Below are 19,101 nucleotides of genomic sequence, written 5' to 3' on the forward strand. Positions count from 1 at the left end.
TTAGTTCTTTTTAAAAGGTAGTCCCAATTCCGTTAACAATGATTTTGCTTCTTTATCTGTTGGAGCAGAAGTCACAAATGTGATATCCATTCCATTTATTCTATTGATCTTGTCAATATTTATTTCTGGAAAAATAATTTGTTCTGTAATTCCCAAGTTATAATTTCCTCTACCATCAAATCCTGTAGCTCTTATTCCCTGAAAATCTCTCACCCTTGGCAAGGCTGTAGTTACCAACCTATCTAAAAATTCGTACATCCGCTCCCCTCTCAAAGTAACTTTTGCACCAATTGGCATACCTTTCCTAAGCTTAAATGCCGCAACATCTTTCTTAGACATTGTAGATATGGCCTTCTGTCCGGTAATCATTGTCAGCTCTTCCAAAGCATGATCAACCAGCTTTTTGTCCGCTACCGCAGCACCAACACCACGACTGAGTACAATCTTTTCCAATTTAGGCACCTGCATAACATTGCTATACCCATATTCTTCCTTTAAAGAAGCAATTATACGCTCCTTATATTCCTGTTTTAATCTTGGTACGTAAGACATAACTAAATTACTTCGTTAGATTTCTTAGAAAAACGCACTTTGTTACCCTCCCTCACTTCGTAACCTACTCTTGTGGTTTCACTCGACTTAGGGTCGATTAAAGAAAGGTTAGACAAATGAATCGGAGCTTCTTTTTTAACAATACCACCCTGAGGATTCTGAGCACTTGGCTTTTCGTGTTTGGACACCATATTAGCACCTTCCACAATTGCCTTATTCTTTTCACGATCTACCATTACCACTTTACCCTCAGTCCCTTTATGGTCTCCGGCAATAATTCTAACGGTATCTCCTGTTTTAATTCTTAATTTCATCTTTCTATTTTTTAAAGCACTTCAGGGGCTAAAGAAACTATCTTCATGAATTGTTTATCTCGCAATTCTCTGGCTACTGGTCCAAAAACCCGAGTACCTCTCATTTCACCCGTTGGATTTAACAAAACGCAAGCATTGTCATCAAATCGGATATAAGAACCATCTGGTCTTCTAACCTCTTTCTTCGTTCTTACCACAACCGCAGTAGAAACAGCTCCCTTTTTTATACCTCCATTAGGCGTAGCCTCTTTAACTGTAACAACAATTTTGTCGCCAACAGAAGCATACCTTCTTTTCGTTCCTCCTAACACACGGATAGTTAGTACCTCTTTGGCTCCCGTATTGTCCGCTACTTTTAATCTAGATTCCTGCTGTAACATAATTATTTGGCTCTTTCTAGGACTTCAACCAGTCTCCAACATTTGGTTTTACTCAATGGACGTGTCTCCATTATTTTTACAGTATCGCCAATATTGCAATCATTGGTTTCATCGTGTGCAACATACTTTTTTGTTCGTAATACGAACTTACCATACATAGGATGTTTTACGCGTTTTACTTCCGCAACAACAATAGACTTCTCCATTTTGTTACTAGTGACAACGCCTACTCTTTCCTTTCTTAAATTTCTTTTTTCCATAAAGCAGAACCAATTATTGGTTATCCCTTTTAGTTAATTCAGTAGCCAATTGAGCCACAGTTCTTCTTGCCTTCCTTATTTGGAGTGGGTTTTCCAGTGGAGTAACCGAATGAGCTATTTTAAGATCAGCATGTTGCTTCTTAAACTCAGCAATTTTTTCTTTCAATTCTTCTACTGTAAATTCTTTTATCTCTGATTGTTTCATGATCGCCATTCTAAAAATTAAGCCGCTTCGTAATCTCTGGCTACAATAAACTTAGTTTTCACTGGTAACTTTTGAGCTGCTAGTCTAAGTGCTTCTTTAGCCACATCCATTGGCACACCTGCTACTTCAAACATAACCCGTCCTGGTTTAACCACTGCTACGAAATATTCTGGAGCTCCTTTACCTTTACCCATCCTTACTTCTAAGGGTTTCTTTGTAATAGGCTTGTCTGGAAAAATTTTAATCCATAACTGCCCTTGTCTTTTCATGTATCTTGTTGCAGCAATACGTGCTGCCTCAATCTGACGTGATGTAATAAAACAAGAATCCAAAGACTTTATACCAAACATACCATTAGAAAGTTGAAATCCTCTTCCAGCATTTCCTTTCATGCGGCCTTTCTGCGCTTTGCGAAATTTTGTTCTTTTCGGCTGTAACATAACTCTGCGTTCTTCTTAAATTATTACTTTCTACTGCGTCGCTTTTTTCCTCCATCTTGTTTACCACCTTTAGACTGTCCTTTAGACATTCCTACTAGTGGAGACAATTCGCGCTTTCCATATACTTCACCCTTCATGATCCAAACCTTTATACCTAATCTACCATAAGTAGTGTGCGCTTCATGTAAGGCATAATCAATATCTGCTCTGAAGGTCGACAATGGAATTCTTCCATCTTTGTAAGATTCGGAACGAGCCATTTCTGCCCCATTTAATCTTCCTGATATCTGAATTTTTATACCTTCGGCATTCATCCTCATTGCTGCCGCAATTGCCATTTTTATGGCTCTTCTGTAAGAAATTCTACTTTCAATCTGACGAGCCACGCTGGCTGCAACTAAATTTGCATCTACCTCCGGTCTCTTTATTTCAAATATGTTGATTTGAACTTCCTTATCTGTAATTTTCTTCAGCTCTTCTTTTAGCTTGTCTACTTCCTGACCACCCTTACCAATAATAATACCAGGTCTTGCGGTAGTAATAGTAACTGTAATTAGTTTTAGCGTTCTCTCGATAATAACTCTAGAAACACTTGCCTTAGCCAAACGAGCATGAACGTATTTTCTAATCTTGTCATCTTCAGCTAGTTTATCGCCGTAGTCGTTTCCACCATACCAGTTAGATTCCCATCCTCTGATAATACCTAGACGATTTCCTATTGGATTTGTTTTTTGTCCCATACTAAATACTCTAGCTTTCTGTGTTATTATTAGTTCCCAAAACCAAGGTAACATGGTTGGAACGTTTTCTTATTCTATGTGCTCTTCCCTGAGGAGCAGGACGTAACCTTTTTAACATTCTTCCGCTGTCTACTTTTATTTCTTTTACAAAAAGTGCAGCTTCTTCAATATTTGCATCCTCATTCTTTGCCTGCCAATTTGCTATAGCAGAAAGAAGTAATTTCTCCATCTTTCTCGAAGCCTCTTTTGGACTAAATCTTAAAATAGCCAAAGCCTTTTCTACCTCCGCTCCACGTACCAAATCTGCTACTAAACGCATTTTTCTAGGTGAGGTTGGACAGTTATTTAACTTGGCAAAAGCAATTTTTTGCTTTTCTTCCTTTAGTCTTTCGGCCATTTGTTTTTTTCGAACTCCCATAGCTTACTTACTTTTTACCTTTATTTTTTGCACCTGCGTGACCTCTAAAAGATCTTGTTGGTGAAAATTCCCCCAATTTATGTCCAACCATGTTTTCTGTGACATATACAGGAACAAATTGTCTCCCATTGTGTACAGCGATAGTCTGACCTACAAAATCAGGTGTTATTGTTGATGCTCTGGACCAGGTTTTAATTACTGATTTCTTGCCAGAGGATACATTCATTTGAACTTTTTTATCCAAACTATAATGAACGTATGGTCCTTTTTTTAGTGAACGTGCCATTTTTTCTTCTTTTTATTTCTTTCTACGTTCTATTATATATCTATTGGTATCCTTAGTCTTCGATCTAGTTCTAAATCCTTTCGCAGGAATACCATTCTTAGATCTTGGATGCCCTCCAGAAGCTCTACCTTCACCACCACCCATTGGATGATCTACAGGGTTCATAGCTACTGGTCTTGTTCTTGGTCTTCTTCCTAACCATCTGCTTCTACCTGCTTTACCAGATACTAACAATTGTTGATCAGAGTTAGAAACAGCTCCAATAGTCCCTAAACATTTTACCAGAACTAAGCGTGTTTCCCCAGAAGGTAACTTTATTGTCGCATACTTTCCTTCTCTAGCCATTAACTGAGCGAAAGTACCGGCACTTCTCGCCATAATCGCTCCCTGACCCGGACGCAATTCGATACAAGAAATAATTGTTCCCAATGGAATCTTACTCAATGGAAGCGCATTTCCTATCTCCGGAGCTGCGTTTTCGCCAGAAGAAACTTTCTGACCCACTTGTAAACCATTTTGAGCAACAACATACCTCTTCTCTCCATCCTTATACTGCAAAAGAGCAATAAAAGCGGTTCTGTTTGGATCGTACTGAATAGACAATACCTCTGCCTCTACATTGTGTTTATCACGTTTAAAATCGATAATACGATACCTTCTTTTGTGACCTCCACCACGATGGCGAATTGTCATTTTTCCTTGACTGTTTCTACCTCCAGACTTTTTTAACGGGGAAAGCAAGCTTTTCTCCGGCTTATCAGTAGTAATCGCGTCAAATCCGTTTACTACTTTAAAACGCTGTCCTGGAGTGATCGGTTTTAATTTTCTAACTGACATTTCTTGTCTTTATAGATTACTGTAAAAATCGATTACTTCTCCTTCTTCTACATCTACAATTGCCTTTTTAAAGGCATTTGATTTACCATGCTGAACTCCGGTCTTGGTAAAACGAGTTTTACGCTGAGGTCCGTAATTCATTGTGCGAACTTTCTTGACAGAAACTCCATAAGCAGCTTCCACGGCATCTTTGATTTGTAGCTTATTCGCCTTGGGGTCAACAACAAATCCGTAGCGATTATACAACTCGCTATCCGCTGTCATTTTTTCCGTTATTATTGGCTTTATCAACACACTCATGATTACCCTATTTTGTTAAATTCGCTTCGATACCTTCTAGAGATCCTTCCAGAAGAACGATTTGATTTGCATTAAGTATTTTGTAAGTGCTTAATTCTGAGTTAGTTACGACATCGTACCCTTTCAAATTACGCGACGACAAATATACGTTATTATTTGAATCACCCAACACAAACAAGGACTTTTTGTTTTCTAATCCGAGAGATTTTAAAACCTGAACGAATTCTTTGGTCTTCGGAGACTCAAAATTGAAGTCTTCAACCACCATAATTGCCTTATCCTGTGTCTTTAAGCTTAAGGCCGATTTTCTAGCCAAACGCTTTACATTTTTATTTAATTTCTGAGAATAATCTTTAGGTCTTGGACCAAATATTCTACCCCCACCTCTAAAAATAGGGGATTTTATACTTCCCGCTCTAGCTGTACCAGTACCTTTTTGCTTTTTAATCTTCCTTGTACTACCAACTATTTCTGCTCTTTCTTTTGCCTTGTGCGTTCCCTGTCTTTGATGTGCCATATATTGTTTCACATCAAGATATACAGCATGCTTATTAGGCTCTATCTTATAAACGCTATCAGAAAGGTCTACCTTTCTTCCCGTTTCTTTTCCTTTGATATCTAAAACTGCTACCTTCATTACTTCTCTATAGTTATATAAGCGTTTTTATGACCAGGAACACAACCTTTTAAAACAATGAGGTTTTTCTCTGGAACTACTTTTAAAACTCTTAGGTTCTGTACGGTTACTTTAGTACCACCCATTCTACCGGCCATTTTCATTCCTTTGAAAACACGAGCAGGATAAGAAGCGGCTCCAATAGAACCCGGTGCTCTTAAACGGTTATGCTGTCCATGTGTCGCTTGTCCAACTCCCGCGAATCCATGACGTTTTACAACCCCCTGAAAACCTTTACCTTTAGAAGTTGCAGAAACATCTACAAACTCTCCTTCATTAAAAAGATCTACCCCTACGGTATCTCCTAATTTGTGCTCACCTTCAAAATCTCGGAATTCAACGACTTTCTTTTTGGTGGAAGAACCTGCTTTTTTAAAATGACCTACTTCAGCCCTATTAGCACGTTTTTCTGCCTTGTCATCGAAACCAAGCTGAAGGGCATTGTACCCGTCAACCTCTTCGGTTCTGACTTGGGTAACTACGCATGGTCCAGCTTCTACGACAGTACATGGAATGTTCTTTCCATTCTCGTCAAAAATACTGGTCATGCCTACTTTCTTTCCTATTAACCCAGACATACTTTTAATTATTAATTATTTAAATATTCAATTCTTATTTCAAAAAAAACAGGATCAAAAATAATTCGATCCCGAATACATTTTTGTTACCGTCTTTCCCTCGCGAAACGCTCAGGACATGTCTCCGTCTCCTTCTGAAACGGATTGTACTATCACACCTTAATCTCTACTTCAACCCCACTAGGAAGCTCTAACTTCATCAGAGCATCAATGGTTTTTGACGAAGAACTGTATATATCCAGCAGTCTTTTGTATGAACTTAGCTGAAATTGCTCTCGCGATTTTTTATTCACATGAGGTGAACGCAAAACCGTAAAGATTTTTTTGTGCGTTGGCAAAGGAATAGGCCCTGTTACAATAGCACCAGTTGTTTTAACCGTTTTAACAATCTTCTCTGCAGACTTATCTACTAAATTGTGATCGTATGATTTTAACTTTATTCTAATTTTCTGACTCATGATGCTATAATTTAAGCCGTTACTCCAGTTGCTGCTTTTATTACTTCTTCTGCAAGATTACTAGGCGTTTCCGCATAATGCGAAAATTCCATTGTTGAAGTTGCTCTTCCTGAAGATAAGGTTCTTAAGGAGGTTACATAACCAAACATCTCGGATAAAGGAACCTCCGCTTTTATAACTTTTGCTCCGGCTCTGTCATCCATATTGTTTACCTGTCCTCTTCTTCTGTTCAAATCTCCAACTATATCACCCATATTCTCCTCAGGTGTAAGTACTTCCAACTTCATTATTGGTTCCATTAAAACTGCTCTTGCAGCTTTGGAAGCTTCTTTATATCCAATCTTAGCCGCCAACTCAAAAGATAACGAATCTGAATCCACAGGGTGGAAAGAACCATCCTTTAAGGTAATTTTCATACTATCCATTTCAAAGCCGGCCAAGGGACCATTCTTCATAGCCTCTCTAAATCCTTTTTCTACAGATGGAATATACTCCTTAGGAATATTCCCACCCTTAATAGTATTTACAAACTCCAGTCCAGGCTTCCCTTCTTCAGCAGGTTCCATGGTGAATACAATGTCAGCAAACTTACCTCTACCTCCAGTTTGTTTTTTATAAACTTCCCGATGGTTGGCAGATCTTGTAAGAGCTTCTTTATACTCTACCTGTGGCTGTCCCTGATTAACATCTACCTTGAATTCTCTTCTTAAGCGATCCACAATAATATCTAAGTGCAACTCTCCCATTCCCGATATAATGGTCTGTCCGGAAGCCTCGTCGGTTTTAACAACAAACGTAGGATCTTCTTCTGCTAATTTCGCCAAAGACATGCCAAGTTTATCCACATCGGCTTTCGTCTTAGGTTCCACAGCTATACCAATAACAGGGTCAGGAAAATTCATACTTTCCAAAATGATCGGATTCTTCTCATCCGATAATGTGTCTCCTGTTTTGATGTCTTTAAAACCAACTGCCGCTCCAATATCTCCAGCTGCAATAGAATCCACAGCGTTTTGCTTATTAGAATGCATTTGGTATATTCTAGAAATACGTTCTTTATTACCAGAACGATTATTCAAGACATAAGAACCAGCATTTAATTTTCCTGAATACGCTCTAAAGAATGCTAAACGTCCTACAAAAGGATCCGTAGCAATTTTAAAGGCTAATGCGGAAAATGGCTCACTTACATCTGGCTTTCTTTCTATTTCGTTTCCAGTATCAGGGTCTGTACCAACTATAGCTTCCTTGTCTAAAGGAGAAGGCAAATATCTACAAACCGCATCTAATAAAAACTGTACTCCTTTGTTTTTAAAAGAAGACCCGCAAATCATTGGAATAATACTCATATCCATCACAGCCGCTCTTAAGGCAGCATGTACCTCATCTTCTGTAATAGAATCTTCATCTTCAAAGAACTTTTCCATTAGGTTCTCATCGTATTCGGCAACCGCTTCTATTAAAGCAGCTCGGTACTCATGAACCTCTTCCTTCATATCTTCAGGGATCTCTATAATATCAAAAGTAGAACCCATGTCTTCCTCATGCCATACAATAGCTCTATTCTTCACTAGATCTACAATCCCTTTAAAGTCTTGCTCCTCCCCAATTGGCAATACAATCGGCACAGCGTTAGACTTCAACATATCCTTAACCTGATTACAAACCATAAGGAAGTTAGAACCTTGTCTGTCCATTTTGTTTACAAAGCCCATTCTTGGAACTTTGTAATTATCCGCCAATCTCCAGTTTGTTTCCGACTGAGGCTCTACCCCATCAACGGCACTAAAAAGGAACACTAAACCATCCAATACTCGCAAAGACCTGTTTACTTCAACCGTAAAATCTACGTGTCCGGGAGTATCAATAATATTAAAATGGTAAGGTTTAGAATCAGAAGTTAATTGTCCATTTTGGGTTGGGAAGTCCCAAGTACATGTTGTAGCAGCAGAAGTAATGGTAATACCTCTTTCCTGCTCTTGTGCCATCCAGTCCATGGTAGCAGCTCCATCGTGTACTTCACCAATTTTATGGCTTACCCCAGTATAGAATAATATTCTTTCTGTAGTGGTGGTCTTTCCTGCGTCAATATGCGCAGCAATACCTATATTTCTTGTATATTTTAAATCTCTTGCCATTTTATCTTAGAATCTAAAGTGGGAAAATGCTTTGTTAGCTTCTGCCATCTTATGTGTATCTACGCGCTTTTTCACTGCAGCTCCCTCTTCTTTAGAAGCAGCTAACACTTCTCCAGCAAGTTTCTGCGCCATCGACTTCTCGTTTCGTTTTCTCGCAAAAAGTATAAGCCATTTCATGGCCGTAGATATTTTTCTATCTGGTCTTATTTGCATTGGAATTTGAAATGTAGCGCCCCCTACTCTTCTACTTCTCACTTCAACATGAGGCATAACGTTAGAAAGTGCGTCCTTCCATAATTCCAGAGCAGACTTTTCCTCATCTGTCTTTTTTGCATCAACTATATCGATAGCATCATAAAATACCTTGAAGGCAACGGATTTCTTTCCATCCCACATCAACATATTTACAAATCTAGTTACCAACTGATCGTTAAACCTTGGATCTGGTAATAATGGCCTTTTTTTCGCCTGTCTTTTTCTCATCTCTTCTTCTTAAAAGTTTTGATTACTTTTTTGGGCGTTTTGCACCGTACTTAGATCTTCTCTGGGTCCTTCCAGCAACACCTGCTGTATCTAAGGCTCCTCTTACAATGTGATATCTAACACCTGGCAAATCTTTCACCCTTCCGCCTCTAACCAATACTATCGAGTGCTCTTGAAGATTATGTCCCTCTCCAGGAATGTATGCGTTCACCTCTTTTCCATTGGTCAACCTAACTCTTGCTACTTTACGCATTGCAGAATTTGGTTTCTTCGGTGTTGTAGTGTAAACACGAGTACAAACCCCTCTTCTTTGGGGACAAGAATCCAAAGCAGCCGATTTACTCTTCTTGGTAATTGTGGCCCTTCCTTTTCTTACTAATTGTGAAATTGTTGGCATATTCTAATATATGTATATAAACTACCCTCGTTTAAGGGCTGGCAAATGTAGTAATTATTCGTAATAATTCAAATGCTATTAGATTAATTTTAAAGTTTTTTTTTAGCATCCAAAATCGACCCTTACGTTTTCCCAAAAAAAGGTCCTTTTATACCTTATATATATATATACATTAAAAAGTCTAAAAAAAAAGACTTTGCTGCGATCACTTCCCTCCTCAAACCCTCAACCCGCCCATATTCTTGTTATTAGGACCCCAAAATGCTAAAAAAAGCAGAATTACCAACTTCCTAATATATTTTGAATCTTATTTCGCTATCCACAACATTCTATCACCGATTCTGTATTTCTCCTATATTTTTAACATTTTTATTAGTTTATAGCGTAACAAAACACTGTTAAATTGTTTTTTTCTCACCCTTTCGTCTTAAAGTTTTATTAAAATAAGTTTGGATTATTAACATGAAATTAGGATTTTCGCATTTAGCTAATTCAAATTATTATAAAATGAGAACAAATTTAAATGGAATCTTGACGCTGCTATTGGCGTTTGTTGTGCATTTATCATTTGCGCAAGACAAGACGATTTCAGGTACGGTTACCGACTTTGAAGGTTTACCGCTCCCTGGTGTTAACATCTTGATTGAAGGTACTACTACTGGTACCCAAACTGATTTCGACGGAAACTTCGAAATTAGGGGACAGGAAGGTCAGGCGTTACTTTTCACTTACATTGGTCAGAAAAATGTAAGAGTCGTTATTGGTGCTAGCTCAAATTATTCTGTACAAATGGAAGAAGATGCACAGGCTCTTGAAGAGGTTGTTGTAACTGCCCAGGGTATTGAGAGAGAAGAGAGATCTTTGGGTTATGCGGTATCAACCGTAGATGAAGGGCAAATCGAATCAAGACCAGAAGCGGATATAGGTCGGGTACTACAAGGTAAAGTAGCCGGGGTAAATATCACAGCGAGTAACGGTCTTTCTGGTTCGGGTACCAACATCATTATTAGAGGTTATTCTTCTGTAACGCAGTCTAACCAGCCACTTTTCGTTGTAGATGGTGTGCCAATTGACTCAGGAACAAATAACCAGGGATCCATATTAGATGGAAACACTGCGTCGAGTAGGTTTTTAGATTTGGATCCAAACACTATTAAAGAAGTAAACGTACTTAAAGGTTTAAGTGCAACCGTTCTTTATGGTAACAGAGGTAGAAACGGGGTAATCCTTATTACTACAAAGAGTTCAACTACCGGAGACGCTCCTAGCAAAATGGAAGTAAGTGTTGCTTCTTCTGTCTTTATTTCGGATGCTATCCTTCCTGAGTATCAGGATAACTACGGTGGTGGTTTCCACCAAGGCTTTGGATTCTTCTTTAGTAACTGGGGACCTAGATTCGACAGAACGGATAACGATGCAGTTTCTTTGGCCGGACAATGGCTGGGTAACCCATCTGGTTTTGCACAGTTAAGTTCACCTTTGAACTTCTTGGCAGATCAGTCTTTAGTTGCAGGCTATGAAGATATTGCTGCACAGCCTTACCCATACAGACCATATAACGGTGTTGAAGAATTCTTCAGAACTGGTTATGTAAATACTACTTCCGTAAACCTTAGAGGTGGAAACGACAAGGCCAGCTTTAACTTTAACTATGGTAGAACCGAAGATAAAGGTGTTACTCCTGGAAACAGAGTACTGAGAAATAACTTTTCTTTAGGTGGTAATGCAAGACTAAATAACAAGTTCACCATCCAAGGATCTTTCCAGTTTATCAAGACAGACTTTAATTCACCACCAGTTGCACCTTCTTTAGGTAGTGGTTCAGCGTTTAATGGAGGTTCTGTTTTTGGTGATGTATTATACACACCACGCTCTGTAGATTTATCTGGACTTCCTTTCCAGGCAATTGACGGTAGAAGTATGTATTACCGTTCTGGTAATGATATCCAAAACCCTTACTGGACAGTTGAAAATGTTAAAACTAGCCAGGATACAGATCGTTTCATAGGAAATACTTCTATTTCTTATGAGATAAATGATTTCATGAACTTGTCTTACAGACTTGGTTTGGATACCTATACGGAACTTAACTCATACGGACAAAATAAAGGTGGAGTTGACGGACAGCCTTTAGGACTATTAAGAACACGTACTGTAAGAAATACTATCTGGAACCACGATTTAATTTTATCGGCGGATAAAAACCTAACGGAGAACTTAAACTTAAAAGCTATTCTTGGGGTTAATGCCAGACGTGATGTATTTAATTCAGATGGTCTTGAGAGTCAAGGACAATTGGTATTTGGTGTTTTAGAACACTTTAACTTTACCACTCCTTCTCCTCAAAACTCTTTCGTTAGAGTTGGAAATAATAATCTAGCACAAACTTTCGAAGAAAACCTATTGGGTGCATATTTAGATTTAACTTTTGGATATGAAGATTGGATCTATGTTAACCTTGTTGGTAGAAATGACTGGTCCTCTACATTAGAACAAGAGAATAACTCTTTATTCTATCCTGGAGCTAGTGTATCTTTTGTACCAACTGCTATTTTTGATGGGATTCAAGGAAATGCACTTAACTACATGAAGTTTAGATTTGGATACGGATCCTCTGCAGGTTTCCCAACTCCTTACAATACAAGAAATGTATTAGGACTTAATGCACGTGCCTTTGTTGATACAAACGGAACTGTAGTTTCATCGAATGACGTAAACAACACTCTGGGTAACCCAGCCTTACAGCCAGAAAGAGTTTCAGAATTAGAACTTGGTTTAGATACTAGATTATTTAACATCTGGAATTTAAATGTGAGTGTATTCGACAAGACTACAACAGATTTGATAACCAACAGACCATTAGATACGTCAACAGGTTTTACATCTACGACAGTTAATATTGGAGAAATAAAGTCTAAAGGTATTGAGGTAGACACTAATATTGATATTCTAAAAGAATACCAACATAAGGTAGGATTTAACATTGCAGCGAACTTTACTGCTATTGAAACTACGGTTACTGATTTAGCCGATGGTACCAATAACATTCTTCTTACTGCCGCTATTGCAGGGGAAGCAGCTAACTACGCTGTAGAAGGAAGACCATTTGGTGTATTCTTAGGAACTACTGTTTTAACAGATGATCAGGATAATTTACTTGTAAATGATGCCGGACGCTATTTGGTAGACAATGAGATCAAAGAAATTGGTGATCCTAACCCAGATTGGAATACTGCAATTATTCCAACCATTACATTTAAGAACTTCTCTCTATCAGCGAACTTTCAGTACCGCCACGGAGGAGATATCTACTCTACTACTGCAACTACTTTGATTGCTAGAGGTGTTGTAGACGATGATACTCCAATTCAAAGAGAAGCTCAGTATATTCTTCCTGGTGTAAGACAGGCAGATGGGCTACCTAACCAGAATGCAATTACTGCTACTGAATTAGGCTTTAGCACCTACTTTGCAGATGGTATAAACACATTCACGGTTTATGACGGAAGTACGTTTAGAATACAAGAAGCATCTTTAACCTATGCGCTACCGTCTAAATCTTTAGACAAGACACCATTTGGAAGTTTATCATTTACCGTTTCAGGGCAAAACTTATGGTTTAGAGCCATTAACATGCCAAAAGACGTAAATTACGATACAAACTCTTCCAGTACCGGTGTTGGTAATGGACAAGGAATTGATTTCTTTACAGGACCTTCTACAAGAAGATTTGGATTCACAGTAAGAGCTTCCTTCTAATAGTTAAGAGAAATGAAAAATATAAAGAATATTATGAAAAACAGGTTTAAGTTTATTGGTGTGGCCTTTGTTGCCTTATCAATGTTACTAATAAATGGATGCGAAACCACCAATTTAGACGTGCAGCCGAATCCAAACTTTTTGAGCCCAGAGTCTGCTGATATTGACTTCTTCTTGAATTCTATTCAATTGAAGGTAGCCAACTTGCATTCTGGAACAGAAGGTAGAGCAGAGAACGGATGGGCACAATTTGGTATGGAGCCCGTAAGAATACAACATGGTTTTGGACCAACGTACAGAGATTTTTACGATCCAGGAGATTTTGATCAAATTTGGGATGATATGTATTCTGAAGTTCTGATCGATATAAGAACTATGACGCCACTAGCTGAAGAAGCGGAATTGTTTACGCATATTGCGATTGGACAAGTTTTGGAAGCTTACGCTATGATGAACATGGTAGATTTATTTGGTGATGTGCCTTATTCTGAAGCAGCAAGAGGTGTTGAAGGAATTTTCAATCCTATTGTTGATTCAGGTGCAGATATCTATGCTGCCCTAGACGCACTTTTAGTTACTGCAATCGGTAATTTTGCCAAGAGTGAATTAACACTTCCAACAAATGATTTGTTTTACGGTGGAGATGAAATACAGTGGGTACGTGCTGCAAACACTTTAAGAATTCGTCTGGCTGTTCAAAGCAGGCTTGTTAACGCTGCACAATCTACAGCAACTATTAATACTATAGTTGGTGGAGGGCAGTTTATTGCTACTTCAGCAGATGACTTGCAGTTCCAATGGGGAACCAGCAATGCTGCTCCAGATAGTAGACATCCTTATTTTGATGCTAACTATGACGGTCAGGGACCAAGTTCAGATTTCTACACTTGTAACTACTTCATGGATTTAATGGCCAATCAGTATGGTGCAATTGATCCAAGAATTAGATATTATTTCTACAGACAGCAAAGTAACTTTGATGGAGCAGATAACATTACAAAAGAGTGTATCAACGAAAACACTATCCCATCTTGGTGGAATGATTTTGCTAATGTTTACTGTATAGTTCCTGCTACTAATGGTTATGGAGGTCTATGGGGAAGAAACCATATGGATGATGATGGTATTCCTCCGGATGACGCATTCCGTACTCTTCATGGGGTTTATCCAATTGGAGGTCCTTTTGATGCAGATGATTACAGAAACGTTTCTGGATCAACTGCAGTAAGTGAAGGTTTAGCAGGTGCAGGTATATCTCCTATGCTTTTAGCTGCAAATACACATTTGATGCTAGCGGAATCAGCTCTTACTTTAGGAACTGTTGGAGATCCTAGAACATACTTAGAAACTGGTGTTAGAGAATCTATGAACAAAGTAGCCGCTTTTGGAGCTGGCCTTGCGACTGGTAGTGGCTTTGAAGCTACACCTGCATTAATTGATGCACATATTGCTGAGATTTTAGCAGCATACGATGCTGCGGATAATACAGGAAAATTGCGTATTATTGCAGAACAAGTATTTATTGCATCTTGGTGTGATGGTATGAGTGCTTATAACACTTATAGAAGAACTGGGCAGCCAGATAATTTAACTCCTGCTTTTGTAGTAGAAAATCCTGGTACTTTCATGAGGTCCATGTGGTACCCACAGACAGCCTCTGATAACAATACCAATATCTCACAGAAAGCTGCACCTGATACACCGATATTCTGGGATACAAATCCACCAGATTTCACTAGATAATAAATAATTTAAAAATGTGCAATATGAAAAATTTAAACAAATTCATTTTAGGGATACTTGCCGTAAGTCTGGCCTTTGTATCCTGTGAGGATGACGACAAAGATCCATTAAGCGTTCATACGAACGATGCTAACAAATCAGCGTATGTACGTGCTTTGGTTAACCAAAATATCTACTTAGTAGAGGAGATCCCTAGTGCAATGTTTGAAGCAACTATAGAAGTTCCAGTAGATAATGTAGCTTCTTATGACTTAGCTTTTTCTTTAATTAGTTCAAGCGGGGAGTACGATACTATTCCATTGACCACTATCACTAGTTTTCCTACAGATATTAGCTATTCCTATTCGGAACTGGCTGGTTTATTAGGGCTAACTGCTGCTGATATCGCTGGTGGAGATATCTTCAACTTCATAGGAACAAGTACAGGCAAAGATGGTAAAGTTTTTGTTGCAGACAATTTCTCTGGCAATGTTACTGCACAACCTGCTCAGTTTAATGGTTTCACGTTTACAGTTTTAGTAGATTGTGCTCCTATTACTGACGTTGAAACTGCAGGTACTTGGTCAGTTGACATGCAAGATAGTTATGGTGATGGCTGGAACGGTGCAACCTTAGTCTTTAGTGTAGACGGTTCTACGGAAGCCTTTACTGTTTCTACAGCTCAAGGTACAGAAGCCTCGCATACGAAGGACGTACCTTCAGGTGCTTTATTGGAGATTTTCTTCACAAATGGCGATTGGGATTCTGAGATCACTTTCCAATTATACTCACCAGATGGTGCGCTTTATGGAGAATATGGTCCTTCGCCTGGAAAATGTGTAAACTAAATCTTTAGTTATTAGATGAGCACTTTTATTTAAGAACTCAACTAGTTTATAACTTGCAAAAACACCGTTACTAAGTAACGGTGTTTTTTTTTGAACTATTGCAACCCTCCTCTCCTCTATTGTTATTCTTCTTTTTCAATACAGCAACCAACTTCTATAAACTATGTGTGCTACTAACTATACAGCCAATTAAATAGAAAAGTTATAAGGCATTCTCCTCCCCATACTTAGAAATATTTCCCATACTTTTGCCAATAGCAAAGAAAATGCCCCTATGAACCTAGTTAGTTTTACACGGCTTTTATTACTTACTTCTTTAATTCCCCTGGTGTTAGTTAGCTGTAGTAACACAGAAGACGTTTCTATTGGTGATGCAGAAATAGAAACCCCTATTACAAAAGAGGAAACTTCAGACATCACGGAAGAAGAGGACCCGCAAGCGGAAGTCTTTTTTTTTAATGCTGATTTAGTTTACGACGGCTTTGTATTAGTAAGTGGTGCCACAGGTAACCGTGTCTATTTGATGGATAAAGAGTCTAGATTATTATTTGATTGGCCCTTAAATGATGCTAAACTTGGTAACGACGCCACTATCTTACCCACAGGAAAACTCCTCGCCATGTTGGAAGATCCCAACGCCCAAATTAAGTTTGGAGGATTTGGAGGAAAAATTCAAATCCTAAATAAAGAAGGGAAGGTAGACTGGGAGTTTCTTTATTCCACAGAAGACTATGTATTGCATCATGATGCAGAAATGCTTCCAAATGGGAATATAATAATGCAAACCTGGGAGCGCAAGACAATTGCAGAAGCCATAGCGGCTGGTTCTAACTTGAATGTTGAATTATTCCCTGATGGAATCATAGAAGTAAATCCTCAGACAAATGAAATTGTCTGGGAATGGCATTCCTGGGATCACCTAATTCAAGAATTTGACGCCACCAAGTCCAACTATGGTCTAGTTTCACAGAACCCACATAGAATAGACCTTAACTACACGCAATTGGAAGATGGGGATATGACCCATGCCAATGGTCTTACCTACGATAAGGAAAATGATGTTATTTATCTTAGTGTTAACTTCTTCAGTGAAATTTGGGTTATCGATCACAGTACTTCCACGACCGAAGCCGCCACCTCTAGTGGCGGAAATTACAACCAAGGTGGTGATCTTATATATCGTTTTGGAAATCCTGAGGCTTACCAAAACGTACTCGGTACCCGTAGATTCTTTAATAACCACCATCCGGTACTAGACCTTCGAAATAACCAGAAAAGTATCTATGTCTATTCTAACGGACAGGATCTTAACCAATCTACTGTATATGAGTTAGCGATTCCAACATTATTTTCCCTAGACGCAGATAAAGACAATGAACCAAAAGAACTATGGAGTTTTTCGGACCCCGAGCTTTATGCGCCAAAAGTATCTGGGGCTGTACCCTTACCAAACGGTAATGTTTTAATAACTGAAGGCGATTTTGGTTTATGGGAAGTGACTAGAACAGGAGAAGTAGTATGGAAGTTTGTCTTTCCCGGTTTTTATTGGAGAGCTTATAGTCTCGACAAGGATGCTCCAGAAATCCTTTCACTAGAATTATAGAAACAACTTTTTATGTGTACCCCAACTTCAATTGAGAAGTATTCTGCTCCTCCCCTAATCGATTTTTAAAAAGTGTACAAGAAAATACTCCGTTAGGCAAAGGAAACCTTTTTTCATACCTTTAAACCATGCAAAAATCCGAACAAATATACGGTATAAGAGCTGTTATAGAAGCCATTAATTCTGACAGTTCTATCGATAAAATTTACATACAAAAAGGCCTTGGCGGTATGCTTTACAAAGAATTGGAGAGTCTTATCAAAGAAAAAGGTCTCGTCTACTCCTATGTTCCAGTCGAAAAACTAAATCGCCTTACTAGAAATAACCATCAGGGGGTTGTAGGGCATATCTCTCCTATAGAATTTGCTGTATTTGAGGAATTAGTAGAGCTAACGCTAGAATCCAAAAAAGCGCCTTTGTTTCTCTTACTAGATCAACTCTCGGATGTTAGAAATTTTGGCGCAATTATTCGTACGGCCGAATGTACTCAGGTAGACGGTATAATCATTCAAAAAAAAGGAGCAGCTCCTGTAACCGAAGACACTATTAAGACTTCTGCAGGTGCCGCATTTAAAGTTCCCATTGCCAAAGTTGATCATATCCGAGATGCCATATACTATCTGCAATCTGCCGGAATAAATGTAGTAGCCGCAACAGAAAAGACACAAAAAAGTCTTTACGATATTAATTTTAAAATCCCGATGGCTATTGTAATGGGCTCTGAACAAAGAGGGATTTCTCCCGCAATATTAAAAACCGTAGATGACAAGGGTAAAATTCCTTTACTGGGAGATATTGAAAGTTTAAATGTATCTGTTGCCTGTGCAATCTTCTTGTACGAGGTTGTAAGACAACGGCTCCTTTAAGACTTTATTCTTCCGAATCCTCTTTCTTAAGATGGTAAATGATTTTTAAGGGAGTATTTTCCGCTTCCTTAGTTTGTTCCATAAAATTTCCATCCGCATCAAAATGTCTTAAGAATTCATCATCTTCCTCCCTGTAATTGTCGTCTTCCCATGCATACTTTTTTGGCTTTGGCACATTAGCTTTTAATATTATTGCCAAAAACAAGCCGGTTACAAAGCCTGCTAAGTGTCCTTCCCAGGAAACACCCTCTTTTATCGGAAAAATAAACCATATCAGACTCCCATATACAAAGACAACAATCAATGAAAGCGCAATAAGCCTAAAATACTTTGTAAAAACTCCTTTAAAAAATATAAAACTAGCCAAAAGATAAATCAGACCACTGGCACCAATATGATAGGCATCACGACCTACCAGCCAGGTAAAAACACCTGTAAGCAAAAGGCCATAAAGAAATACTTTCCAGGAAATATCTCGGTAAAAATAAACCAGCGCAGCGCTGAGAACAGCCAAAGGAATAGTATTGTTATACAGATGACTTATGGAACCATGAAGAAAAGGGCTAAATAATATTCCCTTGAGGCCATCTAAGGTTCTGGGATAAATACCCCAACTATTTAAATTAGTTTGAAATTTAATTTCAAACCAATAAACTGTCCAAATAGACAATACAGAAATCATGGGCACTAAAAGCACCCAATCGGTAAATTTATAATGATATTCCTCTGTCATTTCTAACTAACTAGAATATTCTAAACAAAAGCTTAGCCATTTTTATGCATACTGCTATATTGTCATGGCCCCGATTTTACATTTTAAAATTAGTAAATTCATTAAATC

23 protein-coding genes are annotated in these 19,101 nt (G+C 38.4%); 5 read left to right on the plus strand and 18 right to left on the minus strand.

Annotated features, from left to right (window positions below; genetic code table 11):
* The 17 genes from rplE to rpsL all read right to left on the minus strand — a co-directional run bounded on the left by rplE (position 1) and on the right by rpsL (position 9,462).
* The gene (gene rplE / locus PXG98_RS09430; protein WP_276390563.1) at positions 1 to 552 is read right to left on the minus strand and encodes a 50S ribosomal protein L5; all 552 of its coding nucleotides are present in this window, start codon (positions 550 to 552) and stop codon (positions 1 to 3) included.
* 2 nt (positions 553 to 554) lie between these two features.
* A complete protein-coding gene (gene rplX, locus PXG98_RS09435; protein ID WP_276390565.1) occupies positions 555 to 866 on the minus strand; it encodes a 50S ribosomal protein L24 in 312 nt (103 codons plus the stop codon).
* An 11-nt stretch (positions 867 to 877) separates the two neighbouring features.
* Positions 878 to 1,246, minus strand: coding sequence for a 50S ribosomal protein L14 (rplN, locus tag PXG98_RS09440; RefSeq protein ID WP_161437260.1), 369 nt, complete (start codon positions 1,244 to 1,246; stop codon positions 878 to 880).
* Positions 1,247 to 1,248: 2 nt separating this feature from the next.
* Positions 1,249 to 1,506, minus strand: coding sequence for a 30S ribosomal protein S17 (gene rpsQ / locus PXG98_RS09445; RefSeq protein WP_276390567.1), 258 nt, complete (start codon positions 1,504 to 1,506; stop codon positions 1,249 to 1,251).
* A gap of 13 nt (positions 1,507 to 1,519) precedes the next feature.
* Entirely contained in the window at positions 1,520 to 1,711 is a 192-nt protein-coding gene (gene rpmC, locus PXG98_RS09450) for a 50S ribosomal protein L29 (protein WP_276390568.1), read from the minus strand.
* Positions 1,712 to 1,728: 17 nt separating this feature from the next.
* Positions 1,729 to 2,151: a 50S ribosomal protein L16 gene (gene rplP, locus PXG98_RS09455; RefSeq protein ID WP_276390569.1), complete on the minus strand. Its 423-nt coding sequence runs from the start codon at positions 2,149 to 2,151 to the stop codon at positions 1,729 to 1,731.
* 23 nt (positions 2,152 to 2,174) lie between these two features.
* The gene (rpsC, locus tag PXG98_RS09460; protein WP_276390570.1) at positions 2,175 to 2,891 is read right to left on the minus strand and encodes a 30S ribosomal protein S3; all 717 of its coding nucleotides are present in this window, start codon (positions 2,889 to 2,891) and stop codon (positions 2,175 to 2,177) included.
* A gap of 10 nt (positions 2,892 to 2,901) precedes the next feature.
* Positions 2,902 to 3,309, minus strand: a complete 408-nt coding sequence (rplV, locus tag PXG98_RS09465; protein WP_276390571.1) for a 50S ribosomal protein L22 — start codon at positions 3,307 to 3,309, stop codon at positions 2,902 to 2,904.
* A 7-nt stretch (positions 3,310 to 3,316) separates the two neighbouring features.
* The gene (gene rpsS / locus PXG98_RS09470; RefSeq protein ID WP_276390573.1) at positions 3,317 to 3,595 is read right to left on the minus strand and encodes a 30S ribosomal protein S19; all 279 of its coding nucleotides are present in this window, start codon (positions 3,593 to 3,595) and stop codon (positions 3,317 to 3,319) included.
* A 12-nt stretch (positions 3,596 to 3,607) separates the two neighbouring features.
* On the minus strand, positions 3,608 to 4,432 hold the full coding sequence (rplB, locus tag PXG98_RS09475; RefSeq protein ID WP_276390575.1) for a 50S ribosomal protein L2: 825 nt from the start codon (positions 4,430 to 4,432) through the stop codon (positions 3,608 to 3,610).
* A gap of 9 nt (positions 4,433 to 4,441) precedes the next feature.
* Complete coding sequence (rplW, locus tag PXG98_RS09480) at positions 4,442 to 4,732, minus strand: 50S ribosomal protein L23 (RefSeq protein ID WP_276390576.1); 291 nt, start codon at positions 4,730 to 4,732, stop codon at positions 4,442 to 4,444.
* Between the two features lie 7 nt (positions 4,733 to 4,739).
* A complete protein-coding gene (rplD, locus tag PXG98_RS09485; RefSeq protein WP_276390578.1) occupies positions 4,740 to 5,369 on the minus strand; it encodes a 50S ribosomal protein L4 in 630 nt (209 codons plus the stop codon).
* Positions 5,369 to 5,986 carry a 50S ribosomal protein L3 gene (rplC, locus tag PXG98_RS09490; protein WP_276390579.1) on the minus strand — a complete coding sequence of 206 codons (618 nt, stop codon included), beginning with the start codon at positions 5,984 to 5,986 and terminating at the stop codon, positions 5,369 to 5,371. Before rplC ends, rplD begins: the two co-directional genes overlap by 1 nt.
* Before the next feature lie 152 nt (positions 5,987 to 6,138).
* Positions 6,139 to 6,444 (minus strand): 30S ribosomal protein S10, encoded by a 306-nt coding sequence (gene rpsJ, locus PXG98_RS09495; protein ID WP_160129219.1) that lies wholly within the window; start codon positions 6,442 to 6,444, stop codon positions 6,139 to 6,141.
* A gap of 11 nt (positions 6,445 to 6,455) precedes the next feature.
* A complete protein-coding gene (fusA, locus tag PXG98_RS09500; RefSeq protein WP_276390582.1) occupies positions 6,456 to 8,582 on the minus strand; it encodes an elongation factor G in 2,127 nt (708 codons plus the stop codon).
* Between the two features lie 6 nt (positions 8,583 to 8,588).
* Positions 8,589 to 9,065, minus strand: coding sequence for a 30S ribosomal protein S7 (gene rpsG / locus PXG98_RS09505; protein WP_276390583.1), 477 nt, complete (start codon positions 9,063 to 9,065; stop codon positions 8,589 to 8,591).
* 22 nt (positions 9,066 to 9,087) lie between these two features.
* Positions 9,088 to 9,462, minus strand: coding sequence for a 30S ribosomal protein S12 (rpsL, locus tag PXG98_RS09510; protein WP_013305196.1), 375 nt, complete (start codon positions 9,460 to 9,462; stop codon positions 9,088 to 9,090).
* Between the two features lie 507 nt (positions 9,463 to 9,969).
* Between rpsL and PXG98_RS09515 the strand changes: the two genes are divergently transcribed.
* From PXG98_RS09515 to rlmB, 5 genes are all read left to right on the plus strand, one after another.
* Positions 9,970 to 13,221 (plus strand): SusC/RagA family TonB-linked outer membrane protein, encoded by a 3,252-nt coding sequence (locus tag PXG98_RS09515; protein WP_276390600.1) that lies wholly within the window; start codon positions 9,970 to 9,972, stop codon positions 13,219 to 13,221.
* 12 nt (positions 13,222 to 13,233) lie between these two features.
* The gene (locus PXG98_RS09520; protein WP_276390602.1) at positions 13,234 to 14,964 is read left to right on the plus strand and encodes a SusD/RagB family nutrient-binding outer membrane lipoprotein; all 1,731 of its coding nucleotides are present in this window, start codon (positions 13,234 to 13,236) and stop codon (positions 14,962 to 14,964) included.
* A 23-nt stretch (positions 14,965 to 14,987) separates the two neighbouring features.
* Positions 14,988 to 15,791 (plus strand): hypothetical protein, encoded by an 804-nt coding sequence (locus PXG98_RS09525; protein WP_276390604.1) that lies wholly within the window; start codon positions 14,988 to 14,990, stop codon positions 15,789 to 15,791.
* A 274-nt stretch (positions 15,792 to 16,065) separates the two neighbouring features.
* Positions 16,066 to 17,394 carry an aryl-sulfate sulfotransferase gene (locus PXG98_RS09530; protein WP_276390605.1) on the plus strand — a complete coding sequence of 443 codons (1,329 nt, stop codon included), beginning with the start codon at positions 16,066 to 16,068 and terminating at the stop codon, positions 17,392 to 17,394.
* Between the two features lie 128 nt (positions 17,395 to 17,522).
* Positions 17,523 to 18,260 carry a 23S rRNA (guanosine(2251)-2'-O)-methyltransferase RlmB gene (rlmB, locus tag PXG98_RS09535; RefSeq protein WP_276390606.1) on the plus strand — a complete coding sequence of 246 codons (738 nt, stop codon included), beginning with the start codon at positions 17,523 to 17,525 and terminating at the stop codon, positions 18,258 to 18,260.
* Positions 18,261 to 18,264: 4 nt separating this feature from the next.
* Here the strand turns inward: rlmB and PXG98_RS09540 are convergent, their stop codons facing one another.
* Positions 18,265 to 18,993 carry a rhomboid family intramembrane serine protease gene (locus PXG98_RS09540; RefSeq protein ID WP_276390607.1) on the minus strand — a complete coding sequence of 243 codons (729 nt, stop codon included), beginning with the start codon at positions 18,991 to 18,993 and terminating at the stop codon, positions 18,265 to 18,267.
* Positions 18,994 to 19,101 lie beyond the last annotated feature (108 nt).

This window comes from Eudoraea chungangensis (assembly GCF_029360665.1).
GTDB lineage: Bacteria > Bacteroidota > Bacteroidia > Flavobacteriales > Flavobacteriaceae > Eudoraea > Eudoraea chungangensis.

Bases quoted from the DNA above. Each gene is read 5' to 3' on its own strand.
- rplE (WP_276390563.1), bottom strand. From the start codon at position 552: ATGTCTTACGTACCAAGATTAAAACAGGAATATAAGGAGCGTATAATT.
- rplX (WP_276390565.1), bottom strand. From the start codon at position 866: ATGAAATTAAGAATTAAAACAGGAGATACCGTTAGAATTATTGCCGGA.
- rplN (WP_161437260.1), bottom strand. From the start codon at position 1,246: ATGTTACAGCAGGAATCTAGATTAAAAGTAGCGGACAATACGGGAGCC.
- rpsQ (WP_276390567.1), bottom strand. From the start codon at position 1,506: ATGGAAAAAAGAAATTTAAGAAAGGAAAGAGTAGGCGTTGTCACTAGT.
- rpmC (WP_276390568.1), bottom strand. From the start codon at position 1,711: ATGAAACAATCAGAGATAAAAGAATTTACAGTAGAAGAATTGAAAGAA.
- rplP (WP_276390569.1), bottom strand. From the start codon at position 2,151: ATGTTACAGCCGAAAAGAACAAAATTTCGCAAAGCGCAGAAAGGCCGC.
- rpsC (WP_276390570.1), bottom strand. From the start codon at position 2,891: ATGGGACAAAAAACAAATCCAATAGGAAATCGTCTAGGTATTATCAGA.
- rplV (WP_276390571.1), bottom strand. From the start codon at position 3,309: ATGGGAGTTCGAAAAAAACAAATGGCCGAAAGACTAAAGGAAGAAAAG.
- rpsS (WP_276390573.1), bottom strand. From the start codon at position 3,595: ATGGCACGTTCACTAAAAAAAGGACCATACGTTCATTATAGTTTGGAT.
- rplB (WP_276390575.1), bottom strand. From the start codon at position 4,432: ATGTCAGTTAGAAAATTAAAACCGATCACTCCAGGACAGCGTTTTAAA.
- rplW (WP_276390576.1), bottom strand. From the start codon at position 4,732: ATGAGTGTGTTGATAAAGCCAATAATAACGGAAAAAATGACAGCGGAT.
- rplD (WP_276390578.1), bottom strand. From the start codon at position 5,369: ATGAAGGTAGCAGTTTTAGATATCAAAGGAAAAGAAACGGGAAGAAAG.
- rplC (WP_276390579.1), bottom strand. From the start codon at position 5,986: ATGTCTGGGTTAATAGGAAAGAAAGTAGGCATGACCAGTATTTTTGAC.
- rpsJ (WP_160129219.1), bottom strand. From the start codon at position 6,444: ATGAGTCAGAAAATTAGAATAAAGTTAAAATCATACGATCACAATTTA.
- fusA (WP_276390582.1), bottom strand. From the start codon at position 8,582: ATGGCAAGAGATTTAAAATATACAAGAAATATAGGTATTGCTGCGCAT.
- rpsG (WP_276390583.1), bottom strand. From the start codon at position 9,065: ATGAGAAAAAGACAGGCGAAAAAAAGGCCATTATTACCAGATCCAAGG.
- rpsL (WP_013305196.1), bottom strand. From the start codon at position 9,462: ATGCCAACAATTTCACAATTAGTAAGAAAAGGAAGGGCCACAATTACC.
- PXG98_RS09515 (WP_276390600.1), top strand. From the start codon at position 9,970: ATGAGAACAAATTTAAATGGAATCTTGACGCTGCTATTGGCGTTTGTT.
- PXG98_RS09520 (WP_276390602.1), top strand. From the start codon at position 13,234: ATGAAAAATATAAAGAATATTATGAAAAACAGGTTTAAGTTTATTGGT.
- PXG98_RS09525 (WP_276390604.1), top strand. From the start codon at position 14,988: ATGAAAAATTTAAACAAATTCATTTTAGGGATACTTGCCGTAAGTCTG.
- PXG98_RS09530 (WP_276390605.1), top strand. From the start codon at position 16,066: ATGAACCTAGTTAGTTTTACACGGCTTTTATTACTTACTTCTTTAATT.
- rlmB (WP_276390606.1), top strand. From the start codon at position 17,523: ATGCAAAAATCCGAACAAATATACGGTATAAGAGCTGTTATAGAAGCC.
- PXG98_RS09540 (WP_276390607.1), bottom strand. From the start codon at position 18,993: ATGACAGAGGAATATCATTATAAATTTACCGATTGGGTGCTTTTAGTG.